Annotated in this window: 13 protein-coding genes; all 13 read left to right on the forward strand. The window is 38.3% G+C overall.

From position 1 onward, the window contains the following. The first annotated feature begins 225 nt into the window (after positions 1-225). The 13 genes from rfbF (at position 226) to VB620_RS03745 (ending at position 17197) form a co-directional block, all read left to right on the forward strand. A complete protein-coding gene (gene rfbF / locus VB620_RS03685; RefSeq protein WP_323194790.1) occupies positions 226-999 on the forward strand; it encodes a glucose-1-phosphate cytidylyltransferase in 774 nt (257 codons plus the stop codon). A 60-nt stretch (positions 1000-1059) separates the two neighbouring features. After that, the gene (lhgO, locus tag VB620_RS03690; protein WP_323194791.1) at positions 1060-2274 is read left to right on the forward strand and encodes an L-2-hydroxyglutarate oxidase; all 1215 of its coding nucleotides are present in this window, start codon (positions 1060-1062) and stop codon (positions 2272-2274) included. 60 nt (positions 2275-2334) lie between these two features. Continuing rightward, positions 2335-3363 (forward strand): NAD-dependent epimerase/dehydratase family protein, encoded by a 1029-nt coding sequence (locus VB620_RS03695; RefSeq protein ID WP_323194792.1) that lies wholly within the window; start codon positions 2335-2337, stop codon positions 3361-3363. 125 nt (positions 3364-3488) lie between these two features. Then, complete coding sequence (locus VB620_RS03700; RefSeq protein ID WP_323194793.1) at positions 3489-4466, forward strand: glycosyltransferase family 2 protein; 978 nt, start codon at positions 3489-3491, stop codon at positions 4464-4466. A 71-nt stretch (positions 4467-4537) separates the two neighbouring features. Further along, entirely contained in the window at positions 4538-5392 is an 855-nt protein-coding gene (locus VB620_RS03705) for a phytanoyl-CoA dioxygenase family protein (protein ID WP_323194794.1), read from the forward strand. Positions 5393-5428: 36 nt separating this feature from the next. Continuing rightward, a complete protein-coding gene (rfbC, locus tag VB620_RS03710) occupies positions 5429-5986 on the forward strand; it encodes a dTDP-4-dehydrorhamnose 3,5-epimerase (RefSeq protein WP_323194795.1) in 558 nt (185 codons plus the stop codon). A gap of 56 nt (positions 5987-6042) precedes the next feature. Then, positions 6043-7356, forward strand: a complete 1314-nt coding sequence (locus tag VB620_RS03715; RefSeq protein ID WP_323194796.1) for an NAD(P)H-dependent oxidoreductase — start codon at positions 6043-6045, stop codon at positions 7354-7356. Between the two features lie 413 nt (positions 7357-7769). Beyond that, positions 7770-8858: a glycosyltransferase gene (locus tag VB620_RS03720; RefSeq protein WP_323194797.1), complete on the forward strand. Its 1089-nt coding sequence runs from the start codon at positions 7770-7772 to the stop codon at positions 8856-8858. Positions 8859-9065: 207 nt separating this feature from the next. Continuing rightward, positions 9066-11309, forward strand: coding sequence for a GumC family protein (locus VB620_RS03725; RefSeq protein WP_323194798.1), 2244 nt, complete (start codon positions 9066-9068; stop codon positions 11307-11309). Between the two features lie 646 nt (positions 11310-11955). After that, a complete protein-coding gene (gene hepC / locus VB620_RS03730; RefSeq protein WP_323194799.1) occupies positions 11956-12702 on the forward strand; it encodes a heterocyst development glycosyltransferase HepC in 747 nt (248 codons plus the stop codon). A 161-nt stretch (positions 12703-12863) separates the two neighbouring features. After that, entirely contained in the window at positions 12864-14714 is a 1851-nt protein-coding gene (gene hepA, locus VB620_RS03735; RefSeq protein ID WP_323194800.1) for a heterocyst formation ABC transporter subunit HepA, read from the forward strand. 408 nt (positions 14715-15122) lie between these two features. Continuing rightward, positions 15123-16145, forward strand: a complete 1023-nt coding sequence (locus VB620_RS03740) for a glycosyltransferase family 2 protein (RefSeq protein ID WP_323194801.1) — start codon at positions 15123-15125, stop codon at positions 16143-16145. A gap of 41 nt (positions 16146-16186) precedes the next feature. Beyond that, positions 16187-17197, forward strand: a complete 1011-nt coding sequence (locus tag VB620_RS03745) for a glycosyltransferase family 2 protein (protein ID WP_323194802.1) — start codon at positions 16187-16189, stop codon at positions 17195-17197. The last annotated feature ends 29 nt before the right edge of the window (positions 17198-17226 follow it).

Genomic DNA, 17226 nt, shown 5'->3' on the forward strand with positions numbered 1-17226 from the left:
TGCTTATCATGTTTACTTATTTTTATTATTATAATAAATATTCATATATATTTTATATATTAAACAAAATCATTTACATTTTCTTCATCAATTTAACGAAAAAAATAGTTATATTATTGACGTGAATAAAGATATTATTGCCGCAATTTTTTCCCACAGTGCATCCTCTTCATCTCGAAAAATTTAGACAATAATTTAGCGACAAATCTCCAAAAAGGTAATTGTATGAAAGCAGTAATTCTGGCTGGAGGACTTGGTACACGCCTCAGTGAAGAAACTAGTATCAGACCTAAACCAATGGTTGAAATTGGTGGTAAACCAATCCTTTGGCATATCATGAAAACCTATTCTGCTCACGGCATTAATGATTTTATAATTTGTTGTGGATATAAAGGTTACATCATTAAAGAGTATTTTGCTAATTACTTTTTACATATGTCAGATGTTACCTTTGATATGCGATTTAACCAGATGAATATACATTCTGGTTATGCTGAACCTTGGCGTGTAACCTTAGTGAATACAGGGGATAACACCATGACAGGTGGACGCTTAAAACGGGTTAGTGAGCATCTAGGTAACAGTACTTTTTGTTTTACTTATGGTGATGGTGTCAGTAACATCAATATCACAGATTTAATTAAGTTTCATCAAGAACAAAAAACTTTAGGGACACTCAGTGCAGTGCAACCCGCAGGACGCTTTGGTGCTATTTCTTTAGGACATGAGCAAACTAAAATTCACAGTTTCCGGGAGAAACCTGAAGGTGATGGAGCTTGGATTAATGGCGGTTACTTTGTTTTAGAACCAGAAGCACTGAACTTGATTGCGGATGATTCTACAGTTTGGGAAAAAGAACCATTAGAAAAACTGGCTGAGATGGATCAGCTATCTGCTTTTAAACATCATGGTTTTTGGCAGCCAATGGATACTTTACGCGATAAAAACTACCTAGAAGAGCTATGGAAAAGTGATCATGCTCCTTGGAAAGTATGGTAGTTGATAAATTTTAACTCCACAAAATACTGATTTACAATCATTTCAAGTACCATAATATCTATGTATGATTTTGCCATTGTCGGTGGCGGAATAGTTGGACTGTCTACAGCTATGGCTTTAGGTAAGCGCTATCCCAATGCACGAATTTTAGTCCTAGAAAAAGAAAATAATTGGGCGTTTCACCAAACTGGTAATAATAGCGGAGTTATTCACTCTGGAATTTACTACAAACCAGGAAGTTTTAAAGCTAAATTCTCCCGTGATGGTAGTCACTCAATGGTGGAATTTTGCCAAGAACATGGCATTGACCATGAAGTTTGCGGCAAAGTTATTGTAGCGACTGAGGAAAAAGAAATACCTCGTTTAGAAAACATCTATCAACGTGGTTTAGAAAACGGCATACAAGTCCAAAGAATTAGCCCTGAAGAAGTTAAAGAAATCGAACCTCATGTTAGTTGTGTAGGTGGAGTTCGGGTATTTTCGACTGGTATTGTTAATTACAAACAAGTTTGCCGGAAATATGCCGAATTAATTGAGCAGCAGGGTGGAGATTTACGCCTGAATACCAAAGTGCTAAAAATCGTTTCTAGTGAGAAACATCAGGTACTGGAAACTAACAACGGCAATTTTACCACCCGTTTCTTGATCAATTGTGCCGGATTACATAGCGATCGCCTAGCTAAATTAAATAAAGTAGAACCCCAAGCCAAAATCGTTCCCTTTCGCGGAGAATATTACGAACTCACACCCGAAAAACGTTATCTGGTCAAAACTCTCATTTACCCCGTTCCTAATCCAGATTTCCCCTTCCTGGGCGTTCATTTCACCAGGATGATTGATGGTAGCGTTCATGCAGGGCCAAATGCAGTTCTCAGCCTCAAACGTGAAGGTTACAAAAAAACCGACTTTAACTTCAGAGATTTTGCCGAAGTCATCACCTACCCTGGATTCTGGAAACTAGCAGCTAAACACGCAGATGAAGGCATTCAAGAAATCATCAGGTCTTTAAGTAAAGCCGCCTTTGTGAAAAGTTTGCAAAAGCTGATTCCCGAAGTCCAAGCCGAGGATTTAATCCCCACCCATGCAGGAGTTCGCGCTCAAGCACTGATGAACAACGGCAAATTAGTCGATGACTTTTTGATCATACCCGGTCAAAACTCCATCCATGTATGCAATGCTCCTTCCCCAGCCGCTACTTCTTCTTTGGAAATTGGCAAAGCTATTGTGACGCAAATTCCCCAACCATCTCATCTTCAGACTGTAGTAACCACATAGCAAAGTTACTAACACTCACTCCCTACGCAGCATTTTTTGAACAGATAGGATTAAACAAACATGAAAATTTTAGTAACTGGCACAGAAGGCTATTTAGGTTCACTATTACCTCCTCTATTAATTGACAAAGGACACGAAGTTATTGGTGTAGATACAGGTTTTTATAAAGTTGGTTGGCTATACAACGGTACTGAGGTGACAGCCAAAACTCTCAATAAAGATATTCGTCACATCACTCCTGAAGATTTAGAAGGAGTGGAAGCCATAGTTCACATGGCAGAACTTTCCAACGACCCCACAGGACAATTATCACCCAATATCACCTACGACATTAATCATGTAGGTTCAGTTCGTTTAGCTAACTTAGCTAAAACAATGGGTGTGCGTCGTTTTATCTATATGTCTTCTTGTAGTGTTTACGGCGTTGCAACTGAGGGTGATGTCACCGAAGAATCTCCCATTAATCCCCAAACAGCTTACGCAGACTGCAAAACCCTCGTAGAGCGAGATGTCAAACTATTAGCTGATGATGATTTCTCCCCTACATTTATGCGGAATGCTACAGCTTTTGGTGCTTCCCCTAGAATGCGGTTTGATATTGTTTTAAACAACTTGGCAGGGTTGGCATGGACTACCAAAGAAATCAAAATGATTAGTGATGGTACACCTTGGCGGCCATTAGTTCATGCACTAGATATATGCAAAGCCATTGTTTGTGCGCTAGAAGCACCCCGTGATGTGGTACACAACCAAATATTTAATGTAGGCGATACCAGCAATAACTATCGAGTCAAAGAAATTGCCGAAATTATTGCGGATACTTTCCCCGGTTGTCAGTTGAGTTTTGGCAGTAACGGAGGAGATAACCGCAGTTATCGGGTATCTTTCGAGAAAATCAACACAATCCTACCAGGATTCAAGTGTGATTGGAATGCTCAACTGGGCGCACAGCAACTCTTTGAGTTATTCAATCAAATTGATATGGCTGAAGATACCTTCTTGTTTAGAGGCTTTACTCGCTTAAAACAGCTAGAGTATTTAATTCGGACTCAGCAAATTGACACAGATTTTTTCTGGAATACAAAGTAATTTTCTTCTGGGGAGTTTGAGGAATCTTCCGAATTATATATTTTCAATTCGGAAGTATTTTATCTGAACTCAATCTACATGAAATACAGTAGTTTTTATCCTAGAGAAAAACACCTAAATTAATAATGAATAAATTATTGACTATTGCCATTCCTACTTATAATCGGGCTGAGTTGCTTGATCAACAATTAGCATGGCTTTCTCTGGCTATTCAGGGTTTTGAATCGGATTGTGAAATTTTAGTGTCCGATAATTGTTCTACTGATCATACTCAAGATATCATTAAAGCATGGCAAAAAAAGTTCACAAGTGTGATATTTAAGGCTAATAAAAATCACCAGAATTTAGGAGTCATGAAAAATATCATGTACTGCTTAAATTCCTCCAATACTAAATATGTGTGGACAATTGGTGATGATGACCCCATTCAGAATAAAGCTGTTGCCTATGTTATCAATAAAATCCAGAATAATGAGGATCTATCATTATTATTTCTGAATTTTTCTGGGCGTAATAAAATTACTGGTGAATCAGTTCATCCCCCAACCATAGTTGGTAATCGCTGGTTTGATGCTGATACTGAAGATGGTATCGGAGATGGTAAAGCCATCTTTGAACATTGTTTTGATAAAAGTGTTGGTGCAGTTATTTTTCTGACCGCGACAGTTTACCGTACTGACCTAGTAAAACACGCTTTAGAAATATGGCCAGATGCTGCCAATAACTGGATATCTTTAGCATATTTAGCTGGGTATTGTGCTGCGAATGGCAGTGTAATTGTCACGAAAGAGATTTTTCTAGAATGTATTGTTGGGGTGAGTTATTGGGAAAAAGAACCAAAATCTGCACTTTTAATGCAATATAAACATATACCTGAAGTTATTTTAAAACTTCAGCAAAATGGATATTCTCAGCATTTTTGTAGAAGAATGCTATTAAAAAATGGTAGAGAAGTCAATTTAAAGGTATTTTTAGGTGCTTTAAAAAGATGGCCTGTATCTGCCATCAAAATAGTCATTCCTTTTTTAGCTTTACTCGGAATTTCTGCTTTTGAGTTTATACCTTTAAAAGAATTGCAAGTTTCCAAAGCTAGTGAAGCTTAACAGCCAGAAGCGCAATTTAATAATTATCAGGGATCACACTATAAATCAACTAGTAAATAAAGTTTACTATCATGTTTAAAAACCTGATGTACAAAACCTCTTCCACATATTCTGAATTAAGTTTTAGATTAAACCGTTGGCAGCATACCAAAAATTTACCTGCATTGGCAGAAAGCGATCGCATAATTTTTGAATCTATTAAACGTGATGGTATTCACATTACAAACCTCACGGAATTAGGATTAAATTCCACCTCAGAACTACTGAGTTATGCTTACAGTTTACTGCCAACTATGGGAACAGCTAACTACAGTAATTCAAGCAAAAATCCACCGGAAATTTACATCGTTACAGATATACCATCATTTTATAACTGGGGAAAGGAACAAAGGCTGTTCAATATTATTGAAAATTACATCGGTCTTCCCGTTGCTTATCATGGTGTACATTTACGTAAAGACTTTGCCAACACAGAGCAGTTCCAGACACTGCTATGGCATAAAGATATAGAAGACCGCCGAGTTCTCAAAATTATTGTTTACTTAAATGATGTAGAAGAAAAACATGGACCGTTTGAATACGTGCCAATATCTTTAATTTCTCCATCAAAAGCTTATCGAATTAAAAGCAAAATTAAAAACTTAGGAGGAATTGATGATCAAACCCTAAATAAGATTGTACCAAAATCTGCTTGGAAATCTTGCCCAGGTCCAGCCGGTACAGTTATTTTTGCTGATACCAGAAGAATTTTACATCATGGCACTCTCCGCACAGAAGAACGGTCAACGCTATTTTTTGTCTATACTGCTAATCCCCCTAAGCGTCCGGAACTTTGCGCTCATTACTGGAATAATGACTATCCTAGACCAAATTTAAATAGAGAATTTGATGAAGAGAAAGCACCAGTAACAACACAATTCAATTAGTCATATCTAAATCTGCTAAAACACGGATAATTTTCTATGATTTTTACCACAACTGCACTCAAAGACGCATTCATTGTTGAGCTAGAACAAAAACCAGATCATCGAGGTTTTTTTGCTCGGAGTTTCTGCGCTGAAGAATTTGCCGCACATGGTTTAAAACCTACAGTGGCTCAATGTAACTTATCTTTTAACTATAAGAAAGGGACACTGCGGGGAATGCATTATCAAGTGGCTCCAGCCGCAGAAACAAAATTAATTCGCTGTACTAAAGGTGCTATCTATGACGTAATTATTGATATGCGTCCTGAGTCACCCACTTTTTTATCACATATTGGTGTGGAATTAACACCAGAAAATCGTCTGGGTTTGTATGTACCAGAAATGTTTGCTCACGGCTATCAAGCACTAGAAGATGAGACTGAAGTTATATATCAAGTTGGTGAGTTTTATACACCAGGATATGAAAGAGGTATTCGCTATGATGATCCATTTTTTAAAATTGAATGGCCTTTAGAGGTAACTGAAATTTCGGAAAAAGATTTGAATTGGACGCTACTGGAAAAGATTCCTGTTGGTAGTGCAGATGCTAGATAAATAGTGAAGAATTTAACGATTACTTGCAGCAAATAATTAATAGAGGAGTTTAGCAAATGATTATTATTGATCGTGCCTTAGAAGCTCGCGCCGCCACCGGAAATCCGGTGAAAGTGGGGATGATTGGTGCTGGTTTTATGGGTCGGGGAATTGCTAATCAAATTATTAATTCAGTTCCGGGAATGGAGTTGGTGGCTATTTTTAGCCGTGAGGTGGATGCAGCAAAACGAGCTTATGTAGAAGCGGGACAAGAAAATATTCAAGTTGTTACAAATGTGACTGAATTAGAAGAGGCGATCGCTAACCATAAATATGCAGTCAGCGAAGATGCTTCATTACTCTGCCAAGCCGAAGGCATTGATGCCATTATTGAAGTCACAGGTGCAGTAGAATTTGGCGCTCATGTTGTCATGGATGCGATCGCCCATCGCAAACACGTCATTATGATGAATGCTGAACTCGACGGTACAATTGGACCCATCCTCAAAGTCTACGCCGACAAAGCCGGAGTCATTCTCAGCGCCTGTGATGGTGATCAGCCAGGGGTAGAAATGAATCTCTACCGATTTGTCAAAAGTATTGGCCTGACTCCATTATTGTGCGGTAACATTAAAGGACTCCAAGACCCCTATCGCAATCCTACAACCCAAGAAGCATTTGCAAAACGTTGGGGTCAAAAAGCCCAGATGGTCACCAGCTTTGCCGATGGAACTAAAATTTCCTTTGAGCAGGCGATCGTTGCCAACGCCACAGGAATGAAAGTCGCCCAGCGCGGAATGCTAGGCTACAACTTCACCGGTCATGTTGATGAAATGACCAAAATGTACGATGTTGATCAACTCAAGCAACTGGGTGGAACCGTTGATTATGTCGTTGGAGCCAAACCTGGCCCCGGTGTGTTCGTATTTGCCACCCACGAAGACCCCAAACAACGTCACTATCTCGATTTATACAAATTAGGTCAAGGCCCCTTATATAGCTTCTACACTCCCTATCACCTCTGCCATTTTGAAGTGCCATTATCTGTAGCTCGTGCTGTCCTGTTTCAAGATGCCGTCTTATCTCCCCTAGCAGGGCCACTAGTGGATGTGATCACCACCGCCAAAATCAATCTCAAAGCAGGGGAAACCCTTGATGGTATTGGCTACTACATGACCTATGGTCAATGTGAAAATTCCCCCATTGTCCAACAGCAAAAACTACTCCCAATGGGTTTAGCTGAAGGCTGTCGTCTCAAACGAGATATTCCCCAGGATCAAGTCCTCACTTACGATGATGTAGAGTTACCTGTAGGTAGACTTTGCGACCAACTACGCGCCGAACAAAACGCCTATTTTGCATCAGAAAAAGTTCTCGCCACCGTTGGTTAGCATCAGTATCTTCTATATCTACACATTCAGCTAAGGCTGAGATCCCCTCAAGCTCCCTGATTATGGGTTTGAGGGAATCTGCGACAGATACATCAGGTTAGAAACACTGAGAGTTAAGAAGAAAGTGTTTCTTTCATATTTTGGGGGAATCAAAACTGCCTTTCTGGGAGGCTGATATCTTGCACCAAAAAAAATTGATTTTATTGCATCACAAAGTATTAAAATCAAAACCCTAAAATTAGTGATAGAATCCCATAAAAATCTGGTGTATATAGCTATTTTTAAGTTTTCTGGTTTTGTACTGAGAGGTGGAAGATATGATCATAGTCATGGATAATTCTCAACACTAAACTTGTGCAGAGCAACTTGCTAGAGAGTTTTGCCACCAACTTAAACAGAAACTTAGATAAACTATGAAAATTGCTCTAGTCCATGATTACTTAACCCAGCGCGGTGGAGCAGAACGCGTCTTTGAATTACTGTGCAAGCGTTATCCCGAAGCCGATGTTTTCACCTCATTGTATAATCCAGAAAAAACTATTGATATGGGTGAGCGCATAGTCAAAACTACTTTTTTGCAAAAAATTCCCGGCGCATTAAAGTATTTTAGATTAATGGCTCCTTTATATTTTCCTGCATTTCGGGCTTTGGATCTCCAAGATTATGATTTGATTATTAGTAGTAGTACCAGCTTTGCCAAAGCAGTCCGTAAACGTCCAGATGCCAAACATATTTGTTTTTGTCATAATGTTACCCGTTTTTTGTGGGATACCGAAACTTATTTACGAGAGTATGGAGACTATCGATATTTTGCACCGCTAATTGAACAAATTTTTCAACTCATGAGAAATGTAGACCTGAAATATGCTCAAGAACCTGACCTTTACATTGCCAATTCCAGTGTAGTTGCCCGTCGTATTCAAAAAATTTACAACAAACAAGCAATTACCATTAACTATCCCATTGATACAAATAATTTTTTGTTTTCCGATATAAAAGATGAATACTATCTAGCCTCGGCGCGGATGATTAGCTATAAACGCCTAGATATCATCATCGAGGCCTTTAATTGGCTAGGTTGGCAATTATTAATTTCAGGTGATGGACCAGAGGAAGAACGTCTCAAAGCCAAAGCCCTAGATAATATTAAGTTTTTAGGACACGTTAGTGATGCTCAACGCAAAGATTTATTTTCTAAAGCTAAATCTGTGATAGTTGCGGCTTTAGAAGACTATGGATTAGTTCCAGTGGAAGCCAATGCTAGTGGTACACCAGTCATTGCCTACGGAGCCGGTGGAGTATTAGATACACAGATAGACGGAAAAACAGGTGTATTTTTTCATAGACAAACACCGGATTCCATACAAGCTGCATTACTAGAGTCCGGAGGAATCACTTGGAATTATGAAAATATTCGTAATCATGCAGTGAACAATTTTTCAGAACCAGTGTTTTTTAGAAAGGTTGAGGAGCTTATTGAGCAAACTTGTAGTCAAAATTAACCAATACTTAGATATTTTATCTCAATTCTCGCAAACAGGGCAAGGCTGATTAACCTAGAAACCAAGATGGCGTGGGATTGTTTCAATTATAAATTACGCCATAGCTGGGCTGTGAGCCTAGCCCCAGTCCGAATTGCAAATTAGTATAACTGTATCCCTACGGGGAAGTAAGCTCCGCGTAGCATCTCGCAGCCAAGGATAATAAACATGAATCAACCTAGTCTTAGTCCCGGTATAAATCAGGTTAATAACTCTAATACAGAACCAAGTTATGGACAGTTATTTAAAATATTTCTGCGCAGATTCCCTTGGTTTTTAGCAGTATTGATTACTTCCATTACCATGTCAGCTGTGCTGACTTCTAGGACAAAACCTACCTACAAAAGCTCGATGCAGCTACTGGTAGAACCTAACTATCAAGGTAGGCCAGAAGCCGAAGGAGTAGACAGTCAATTTATTGAGCCTGATATTCAGATAGATACAGCTACGCAGTTGAACCTGATGCAAAGTTCAGGACTTATCCAACAGGCAATTGACAAACTCAAATCTGAGTATCCTGATATCACTGTCAAGGAAATTAAAACCTCTTTAGTTCTGAATCAACTCAGGAATCCAGAAGATAATGTGGCGACAAAAATTTTCCAAGTAGACTACACTGCCGAAGATCCACAAAAAACACAAAGTGTTCTGGCGGCAATTCGCCAAGTTTATGTGGAATATAACAAACAGCAGCAGGATACGCGGTTACAAAAAGGGTTACAAGTTATTAGAGAACAGTTAAGTAAAGCTAGCGAGGAAGTAAATGCCTCGGAAACTAACCTCCAAAGATTTCGCCGCAACCAAAATTTAATCGATCCTGAGTCACAAGCTAAAGCCCTAGAAGACTCTTTAAATACTATTGAACAAGAACGCCGTACTACTCGTTCCGAGTATCAAGAGGCTGTAGCACGCCAAAAATCTTTGCAGGAACAACTGAAGCGTTCTCCACAAAATGCTCTGGTGGCTTCTCGTCTGAGTCAGTCTACTCGCTACCAAGGATTGCTCAACGAAATTCAAAAAACCGAACTAGCACTAGCTCAAGAGCGTTTGCGGTTTACGGATGAAACTCCTACTGTACAAAAGCTGCGAGAACAACTGGAAAGCCAGAAGAAATTATTGCAACAAGAGGTGAGTCGAACTTTAGGCATAGAATCTAATGGTGCATTTCCCTCGGAAGCTCCGCTTTTGGAACAAGGACAATTCGGTGAAATTGACCTTAACCTGGCTAGTCAGTTGGTGGAAACCCAAACAACTATAGTTGCTTTAAGCGCCCGCGATCAAACTTTGGCGGAGAAAGAAAATCAATTGCGTGTGGAAATCAAACGCTTTCCGCCTCTGTTGGCTTATTACAATCGCATTATGCCACAGCTAGAATTTAGCCGTGAAAGATTAGAGGAACTACTGCGAGCGGAGCAAAAATTACGCCAAGAACTGGCAAAGGGTGGGTTTAATTGGGAAGTTGTGGAAGAACCGCAATTGGGGATATATTTAGGCCCTAATCTCAAGCAGAATCTGTTGTTGGGTGCAGTGGTGGGGTTGATGTTGGGAGGTATTGTTGCTTTTATTCGAGAAGCGTCTGATGATGCTGTTCATACTACGGCTGAATTGGAAAAGCAGGTTTCTTTACCTTTGTTAGGAACTACTCCTAAACTACCAACTAGCAGAAATAAGGAATCAATCATCAAGTTACCTTTTGGTAAACCAGAGGTTCTGGCTCCGTGGACAATACAGGTGTTACAATCGCCACCGCGCTGGGAATCGCTAGATTTAATTTTTAAGAATATTGAACTTTTAAATTCTGTGCCTAACTTGAAGTCTTTGATGATTACCTCAGCTTTACCTGATGAGAGTAAGTCTGCTTTGGCTTTGGGTTTGGCTATGAGTGCGGCTCGTCTACACAAACGGGTATTACTAATTGATGCCAATTTGAGAGCACCTAGTCTGCATGAACAGCTGAATCTTCCTAATGAGCAAGGGCTATCTACTCTTTTGGCTAGTGATGTAACTATCCCTCACCAGATTGGTGTTCCTAGTTTAGGTTCAGCTTACATCGATATTTTAACTGCTGGACCGATACCAGTTGACCCGGCACATCTGTTGAGTTCACCACGAATGATGCAATTGATGAAGGCATTTGAGGATAATTATGATTTGGTACTCATCGATGCTCCCCCTGTTCTCGGTTTGGTGGATGCGATGCTGACAGCTTCATCTTGTCGGAGTGTGGTGCTAGCAGCCAGTATGAGTAAGGTAACTCGCAGCCAATTAGCTCAAGCGACAGCGATGTTGAGTAAGTTGAACTTAATTGGGGTTGTGGCTAATGGGGTCTCAAATTCTGGTAGTACCTATGTACATTATCCCCAGCCGTCTCGGTCTGCTCAATTGGCGCTGCAACAAGCGGTAGAAGAATAAGTTGTATCTTTCTGGAAATTTACATATTTTAGATGATGTGCGATCGCTCATTTTTGTATGGGATCGCACATATCTGTTTTTGGATGATTTTTTGAAGATATTTAGCGGCGATCGCTTAATGTTTAAAATAGCTATTTTTTATTGTATTTTTATTACTTTAAATTATATGTATTCACAGCAGCTTTATAATTAACTAGAAAAATAACTAACTGTTTAAAGACTAAATAAAGAATTTATCTCAGCCTAGAGTAATTTCTGCAAACTCTTATATCCTAGATATTAAAGCCCCTTCTCAACAGCTAAAAGATAACAGTCAACTGGTTTTGCAAGATTGATCAAAAAAATAGGTAGTCATAACTAAAACGGGTGATTTTTTCTCTGCACTTTCTGATCTTCTCTATTCATCAGAGATGAACCCGCATTTTCCAGTCAGATTTATCAGTATTTTTCCTAATACTATACTGAGTACTTTATTATTTGTACATCTTTTCACCAGTGGCATTATTCACCAAAATAAGGGCTGATATTTAGTGCAATTTAAAACAACATATTTTTGCACAAACAAAAAATCAGGTTTGGAGTCTTTGGCATTAATCGCCTTAAATATTAACTCAGCAATTCACTATTGTATAGATCCAAAGACATTATGACAGTTTCATTAATTCCTACTCTCCCCAATTCTGGTTCTGCAACCCAGAAAAATAAAAATCACTGTTTTCCATACTGTACACTCCAATGGCGGCGCGGTCAATTATTGGTAAAATCTACTTCAGAAACTAAACAGATTTATCTACCTTCTTTACATAACCAGAAATTATTAGTAAATTGCTTAAAACATTCTCTAGTAAATTTGGTGAGCATAGATCCCAAGGTGGGTGAAGATTATCTCAGATTTTGGGTAGAAGCCAGTAAACAAGCAGGTAAGCCTATATTTCTCCACCTACTTCCTGGCAACAAACAACCAAAAAAAAGACTTTGGCAAAAACTTATCGATGCCATTGCTGCTTTATTTTTGCTCATCCTCATGACTCCAATTATGCTGGGATTATTTGTGGTGTTAAAATTAAACTCATCAGGATCTATTTTTACCACTGAGTGGCAAGTGGGAGAGCAAGGGAAAGTATTTCGTGCCATTAAATTCTCTACAACTGCAAATCAAAATATTACACCTTTAGGTTATTGGATGCGTAAATATGATTTAGACCATCTACCCCAGTTGTGGAATGTACTCAAAGGTGAAATGACTTTAATGGGATCTCGTAGTTGCACTTTAGAAAATGCTGTGCGGGTCACTTTAGAGGGACAAAAGCAGAGAAATCAACTATCAGAGGTCGAGGTAACAGAGACATGGAAAAAATCTAGTGTGTTGCATTTAGATAGCCAAATACTCTGAGTTTCTTGTGAATTAAATTGAGTGCTAAGGTGCGTAAGTCCTGTTACTATAACCCACACTGCAAAAAAAAGTAGATAATTCTTTGTGTTAACTAAAACCAAAGAGTTATTAAGCATCTACATGATTGATTTAATTAAACACATTTTTGTGAGAAAATATTAATGTATATTCCAGTTTCTCAAATAATAGGCGATCGCTTTAAGGCTAGTAAATTTTGGCAAAAAAATTATTTAATACTCCGAGAATTTAAAAACTTTCCCAAAGTGGCTATTTTCGCTGTAGTATTTTCATTTCTGGCAGCAACTTTTGAAGGTTTTAGTATTGGTTTTTTACTTTCCTTTCTGCAAAATTTGACTACTCCTAATGCTGAACCCATACAAATAGGAATTGCCTGGTTTGATAAGTGGATTTTAGCGGCTCATGCATCAACGATTAATAGACTATATCGCATATCTTTATTAATTTTATTGAGTGCATGGATACGTGCTGGGTTCAACTATTTATCACACGTATACATAGAAATATCTCAATTATTATTAGCTGACCGCTTACGGAAACAAATATTTGAGCAGTTAAAAGGTTTACCTTTAAGTTACTTTGCTCAAACTCGCTCTGGTGAACTAGTTAATACAATTACCACTGAAATTGAACGGATGAAACAGTGGTTTAGTGGGGCATCTTTTTTGATGACCAGAGGGATTACTGCTTTTGTTTATTTTGTCTCGATGTGTTTATTATCGTGGCAGCTTACTATTATTTCTTTTTTGTTGTTCACTTTAGTAGGAGTAGGATTATCAACACTTAATGCCCGCGCTAGAGAAAGGAGTTTTAGTACTTCCATTGCTAATGGCAACTTTACCTCTATAGCTATGGAGTTTATCAATGCAATTCGCACAGTTCAGGCATTTTCTACTCAAGATTTTGAACGTGAACGTTTCTATAATGCTAGCGATGAAGTAGTTAGCACTTCTACTAAAGTTATATTAAATTGGGCCCTTGTCAGACCTCTAGCTGAAGCTATAGCTAGTACGATTCTAGTGGGGATGATTATTTTTGCGTTTACTGTATTTGTTGTCAATGGAACCCTACAAGTTGCTTCTTTACTAACATTTTTCTTTGTGCTTTTTCGGGTTGTGCCAATTGTGCAGGATATTAATGGTACTAGAGCGCATCTCAGCACACTGGAAGGGGCAGCAGATAATATTAAAGAATTGATCAGAAGTGACAATAAAACCTATTTGCAAAATGGCTATATTAAATTTACTGGGTTACAGTATTCAATTGATATAGTTTCTGCTGATTTTGGTTATGATCCTCAGACTTTAGTGCTAAATAATATTACCTTGAGTATTGAGAAGGGTAAAACTACTGCATTAGTTGGTGGTACTGGTGCTGGTAAAAGTACATTGATTGATTTAATTCCTCGATTTTATGATCCTACAGAAGGAAATGTCTTGATTGATGGGATCAATCTCCGTCAATTTGATATTCATTCTTTACGGCAGAAAATAGCTGTTGTTAGTCAGGATACATTTATTTTCAATACTTCTGTGGGTAAGAATATTTCCTACGGTACTGAAGGGGCGACTGAGGCTGAAATTCGTCAGGTTGCTCAACTAGCAAATGCACTAGAATTTATTGATGAAATGCCTGAAGGTTTGAATACACAGTTGGGGGATCGGGGTGTGCGTTTATCTGGAGGACAACGCCAGCGAATTGCGATCGCGCGTGCTTTGTTGCGTGACCCAGAAATTCTGATTTTGGACGAAGCCACCAGCGCCTTAGATTCCATGACTGAACGTCTAATTCAGGAATCTATCGAACAGCTATCTGTAGGTAGAACGGTGATTTCAATCGCTCACCGTCTTTCCACTATTGCCCAGGCTGATAAGGTCGTGGTATTAGAACAAGGACGCATCGTTGAGCAAGGTAATTATCAAGAATTACTACAACTTAAAGGCAAGCTCTGGGAATATCACAAGACTCAATATGAAATGGGTCAAGCTGGCTAAATTTTATCCGGATTTAATCGTAGAAACTTGCACAATTAATTCAGTTGAACGAGAATTTTTCTACAGAGTTCAGATTATCAGCGCTAAATCATCCCACGCTTAACTACAAATAAGCAAAATTAATATTAGTTATGCACTGGTTGATCAAAAAATGATTTATCGCTGCTCCGAAGTTAACATCAAGAGTGGTAGTTTTGAAACTTATTTAGCATCTTTGGTAAATGCTAATATTCCTGGAATTAGGTATCGCCTACTAACTTGATTTGAAGAATAGTTCACCATTTATCTTCATATTCAGCGCCTAAAAGTAATTTACGAAAAAACTATTCTTTATTTTCATGCCAGCGATTTACCTATGTCATAGTCAATTGTTCCCAATTTTTTACTCTTCATATCTAGAAATTAACAATGGAAACCCAAAAACCCAAAATTGTCGTCATCACGCCTATAAAAAATGAAGCTTGGATTTTAGATCGATTTTTATCTGTTACTAGTCAATTTGCTGACCATATAATTATTGCCGATCAAAATTCCACTGATGGTAGTCAGGATATTTGTCAAAAATATCCCAAGGTGACACTGATTGAAAATAAATCAGAAAACTTTAACGAATCAGGTCGGCAGTTGTTATTAATTCAAGCAGCCAGAGATTTAATTCCAGAACATAAAATTATTTTAGCTTTAGATGCTGATGAAATATTAGCAGCTAATGCTATTCATACTCAAAGCTGGCAAACAATGCTCAAAGCCAAGCCAGGAACAGTATTATTTTTCGAAAAACCAGATTTATTTGTCACAACTCATCAATGTCTGAGAACAGGTATTTTGACACCCTTGGGTTATGTCGATGATGGTGCGGAACATCAGCCACAGAAAATTCATAGTGTGAGAATTCCTATGCCGGAATATGCCACCAGATTGCATATTCATGATATTAAAGTGATGCACTATGCTGTCACTCGTGTGGATGCGCACGCCTCGAAATTACGTATGTATAGTGTAATCGAGAATGTCCTAGAAGTTAGTCATCCTCTAAGCAGGCGATCGCGCTATACTTCAAAACCTGATTACTTGAGTCTTGGTAAATTAGAAACTGCTGCCCAAGAGTGGTTTACAGGATGGGAAAAACGGGGAATTGATATGCATACAATTATCAAGCAAAAGTATTATCACTACGATTTTGAAGTGCTGCATTATTTTCATAAATACGGCATTAAACGCTTTTGGACAGAAGACATTTGGGCTTATGACTGGGAAGCTTGTCGTAAGTATGCTCAATCAATAGGTATGAGTGACATCCCAGATTACCAAATTACTAAAGCAGGTAAGAAATTAGAGTTAAGAAAATTTCTGGACATGATTATGTCCATGCTTACTCAATCTTATCAATATGTTTATTCAGTTCTCAAACCTTCTGTAAAAGTAGGTTAATCCGTCAGTTATATACTCATCCATAAAATCAGTATTGGAATATGAATAACATCAATAATCCCACATTAGAATTAAACCAGCCTCTGGTGAGTGTGATTATTCCCACTTATAATCGACCAGAGTATCTCAAGCTGGCGATCGCCAGTGCTGTTAACCAGACATATCAAAATATTGAAATAATTGTTTCTGATAATTGTAGTTCAGAAAGTCCTGAAGAAATTGTTGCATCTTTTGCAGATCCCCGCATTCGCTTTTGGCGACAACCGCAAAACATGGGAATGCTTACTAATCAGATGCATGGCTTCAAAATGGCTACTGGTAAATATGTAGCTAGCCTTCATGATGATGATATGTGGAAAGAGGATTTCTTAGCCAAACTGGTACCACCACTAGAAGCAAACTCTGATTTAATTCTGGCATTTTGTGACCAATATATTATTGATCAAAATAGCAACATTAACCATGCTGGCACAGAATTAAATACACATAGTTATCAACGCCATCAACTAGCCGCAGGAGTTCATCAACCATTTGCTAAGATTGGCTTAATAGATAAAAGTATCCCCACTGCTGCCGCTTGTTTAATTCGGAATCACATCATTAATTGGGATAATATTCCCGCAGAAATTGGCGGGATGTGGGATTTATATTTAACCTACCTCTGCTGTATATCCGGTTATGGTGCTTACTATCACCCCGAAAGACTCACACTCTATCGAGAACATGAGCAAACTGATACTAAGCTAAGTGGTAATAAAAATGTTGAGGCTAAAATCCGCAAAGCCAAAAGCGAAATTTTCTGCTACAAACTCTTTATAGAAGATACTCGAATACAGGAATTAAAACCACATTTTCAAAAAAAATGGTTAGAATCTCATACAACTTTAGGTATTGGTTTACTCAGAAATCAACAGACTAAATTAGCACGTTCTTATCTTTGGTCAGCACTGAAACAGCAAAAATTTAATTTCCGCACCATTGTCGCTCTAGTTCTCAGCTTTACTCCTAAGATTTTAGCTAATCCAGTCTTAGGAATACCTGAATCAAACTAAATCTAGGTTTTTAAACCAATAATTGCTGA

It is taken from the genome of Nodularia harveyana UHCC-0300 (assembly GCF_034931085.1).
In the GTDB taxonomy this organism is placed as follows: Bacteria; Cyanobacteriota; Cyanobacteriia; order Cyanobacteriales; family Nostocaceae; genus Nodularia; species Nodularia harveyana.

Coding starts and splice junctions, on each gene's coding strand:
- VB620_RS03715 (WP_323194796.1), top strand. CDS start 6,043: ATGATTATTATTGATCGTGCCTTAGAAGCTCGCGCCGCCACCGGAAAT.
- hepC (WP_323194799.1), top strand. CDS start 11,956: ATGACAGTTTCATTAATTCCTACTCTCCCCAATTCTGGTTCTGCAACC.
- VB620_RS03695 (WP_323194792.1), top strand. CDS start 2,335: ATGAAAATTTTAGTAACTGGCACAGAAGGCTATTTAGGTTCACTATTA.
- VB620_RS03720 (WP_323194797.1), top strand. CDS start 7,770: ATGAAAATTGCTCTAGTCCATGATTACTTAACCCAGCGCGGTGGAGCA.
- VB620_RS03745 (WP_323194802.1), top strand. CDS start 16,187: ATGAATAACATCAATAATCCCACATTAGAATTAAACCAGCCTCTGGTG.
- VB620_RS03700 (WP_323194793.1), top strand. CDS start 3,489: ATGAATAAATTATTGACTATTGCCATTCCTACTTATAATCGGGCTGAG.
- VB620_RS03705 (WP_323194794.1), top strand. CDS start 4,538: ATGTTTAAAAACCTGATGTACAAAACCTCTTCCACATATTCTGAATTA.
- VB620_RS03740 (WP_323194801.1), top strand. CDS start 15,123: ATGGAAACCCAAAAACCCAAAATTGTCGTCATCACGCCTATAAAAAAT.
- VB620_RS03725 (WP_323194798.1), top strand. CDS start 9,066: ATGAATCAACCTAGTCTTAGTCCCGGTATAAATCAGGTTAATAACTCT.
- rfbC (WP_323194795.1), top strand. CDS start 5,429: ATGATTTTTACCACAACTGCACTCAAAGACGCATTCATTGTTGAGCTA.
- hepA (WP_323194800.1), top strand. CDS start 12,864: ATGTATATTCCAGTTTCTCAAATAATAGGCGATCGCTTTAAGGCTAGT.
- rfbF (WP_323194790.1), top strand. CDS start 226: ATGAAAGCAGTAATTCTGGCTGGAGGACTTGGTACACGCCTCAGTGAA.
- lhgO (WP_323194791.1), top strand. CDS start 1,060: ATGTATGATTTTGCCATTGTCGGTGGCGGAATAGTTGGACTGTCTACA.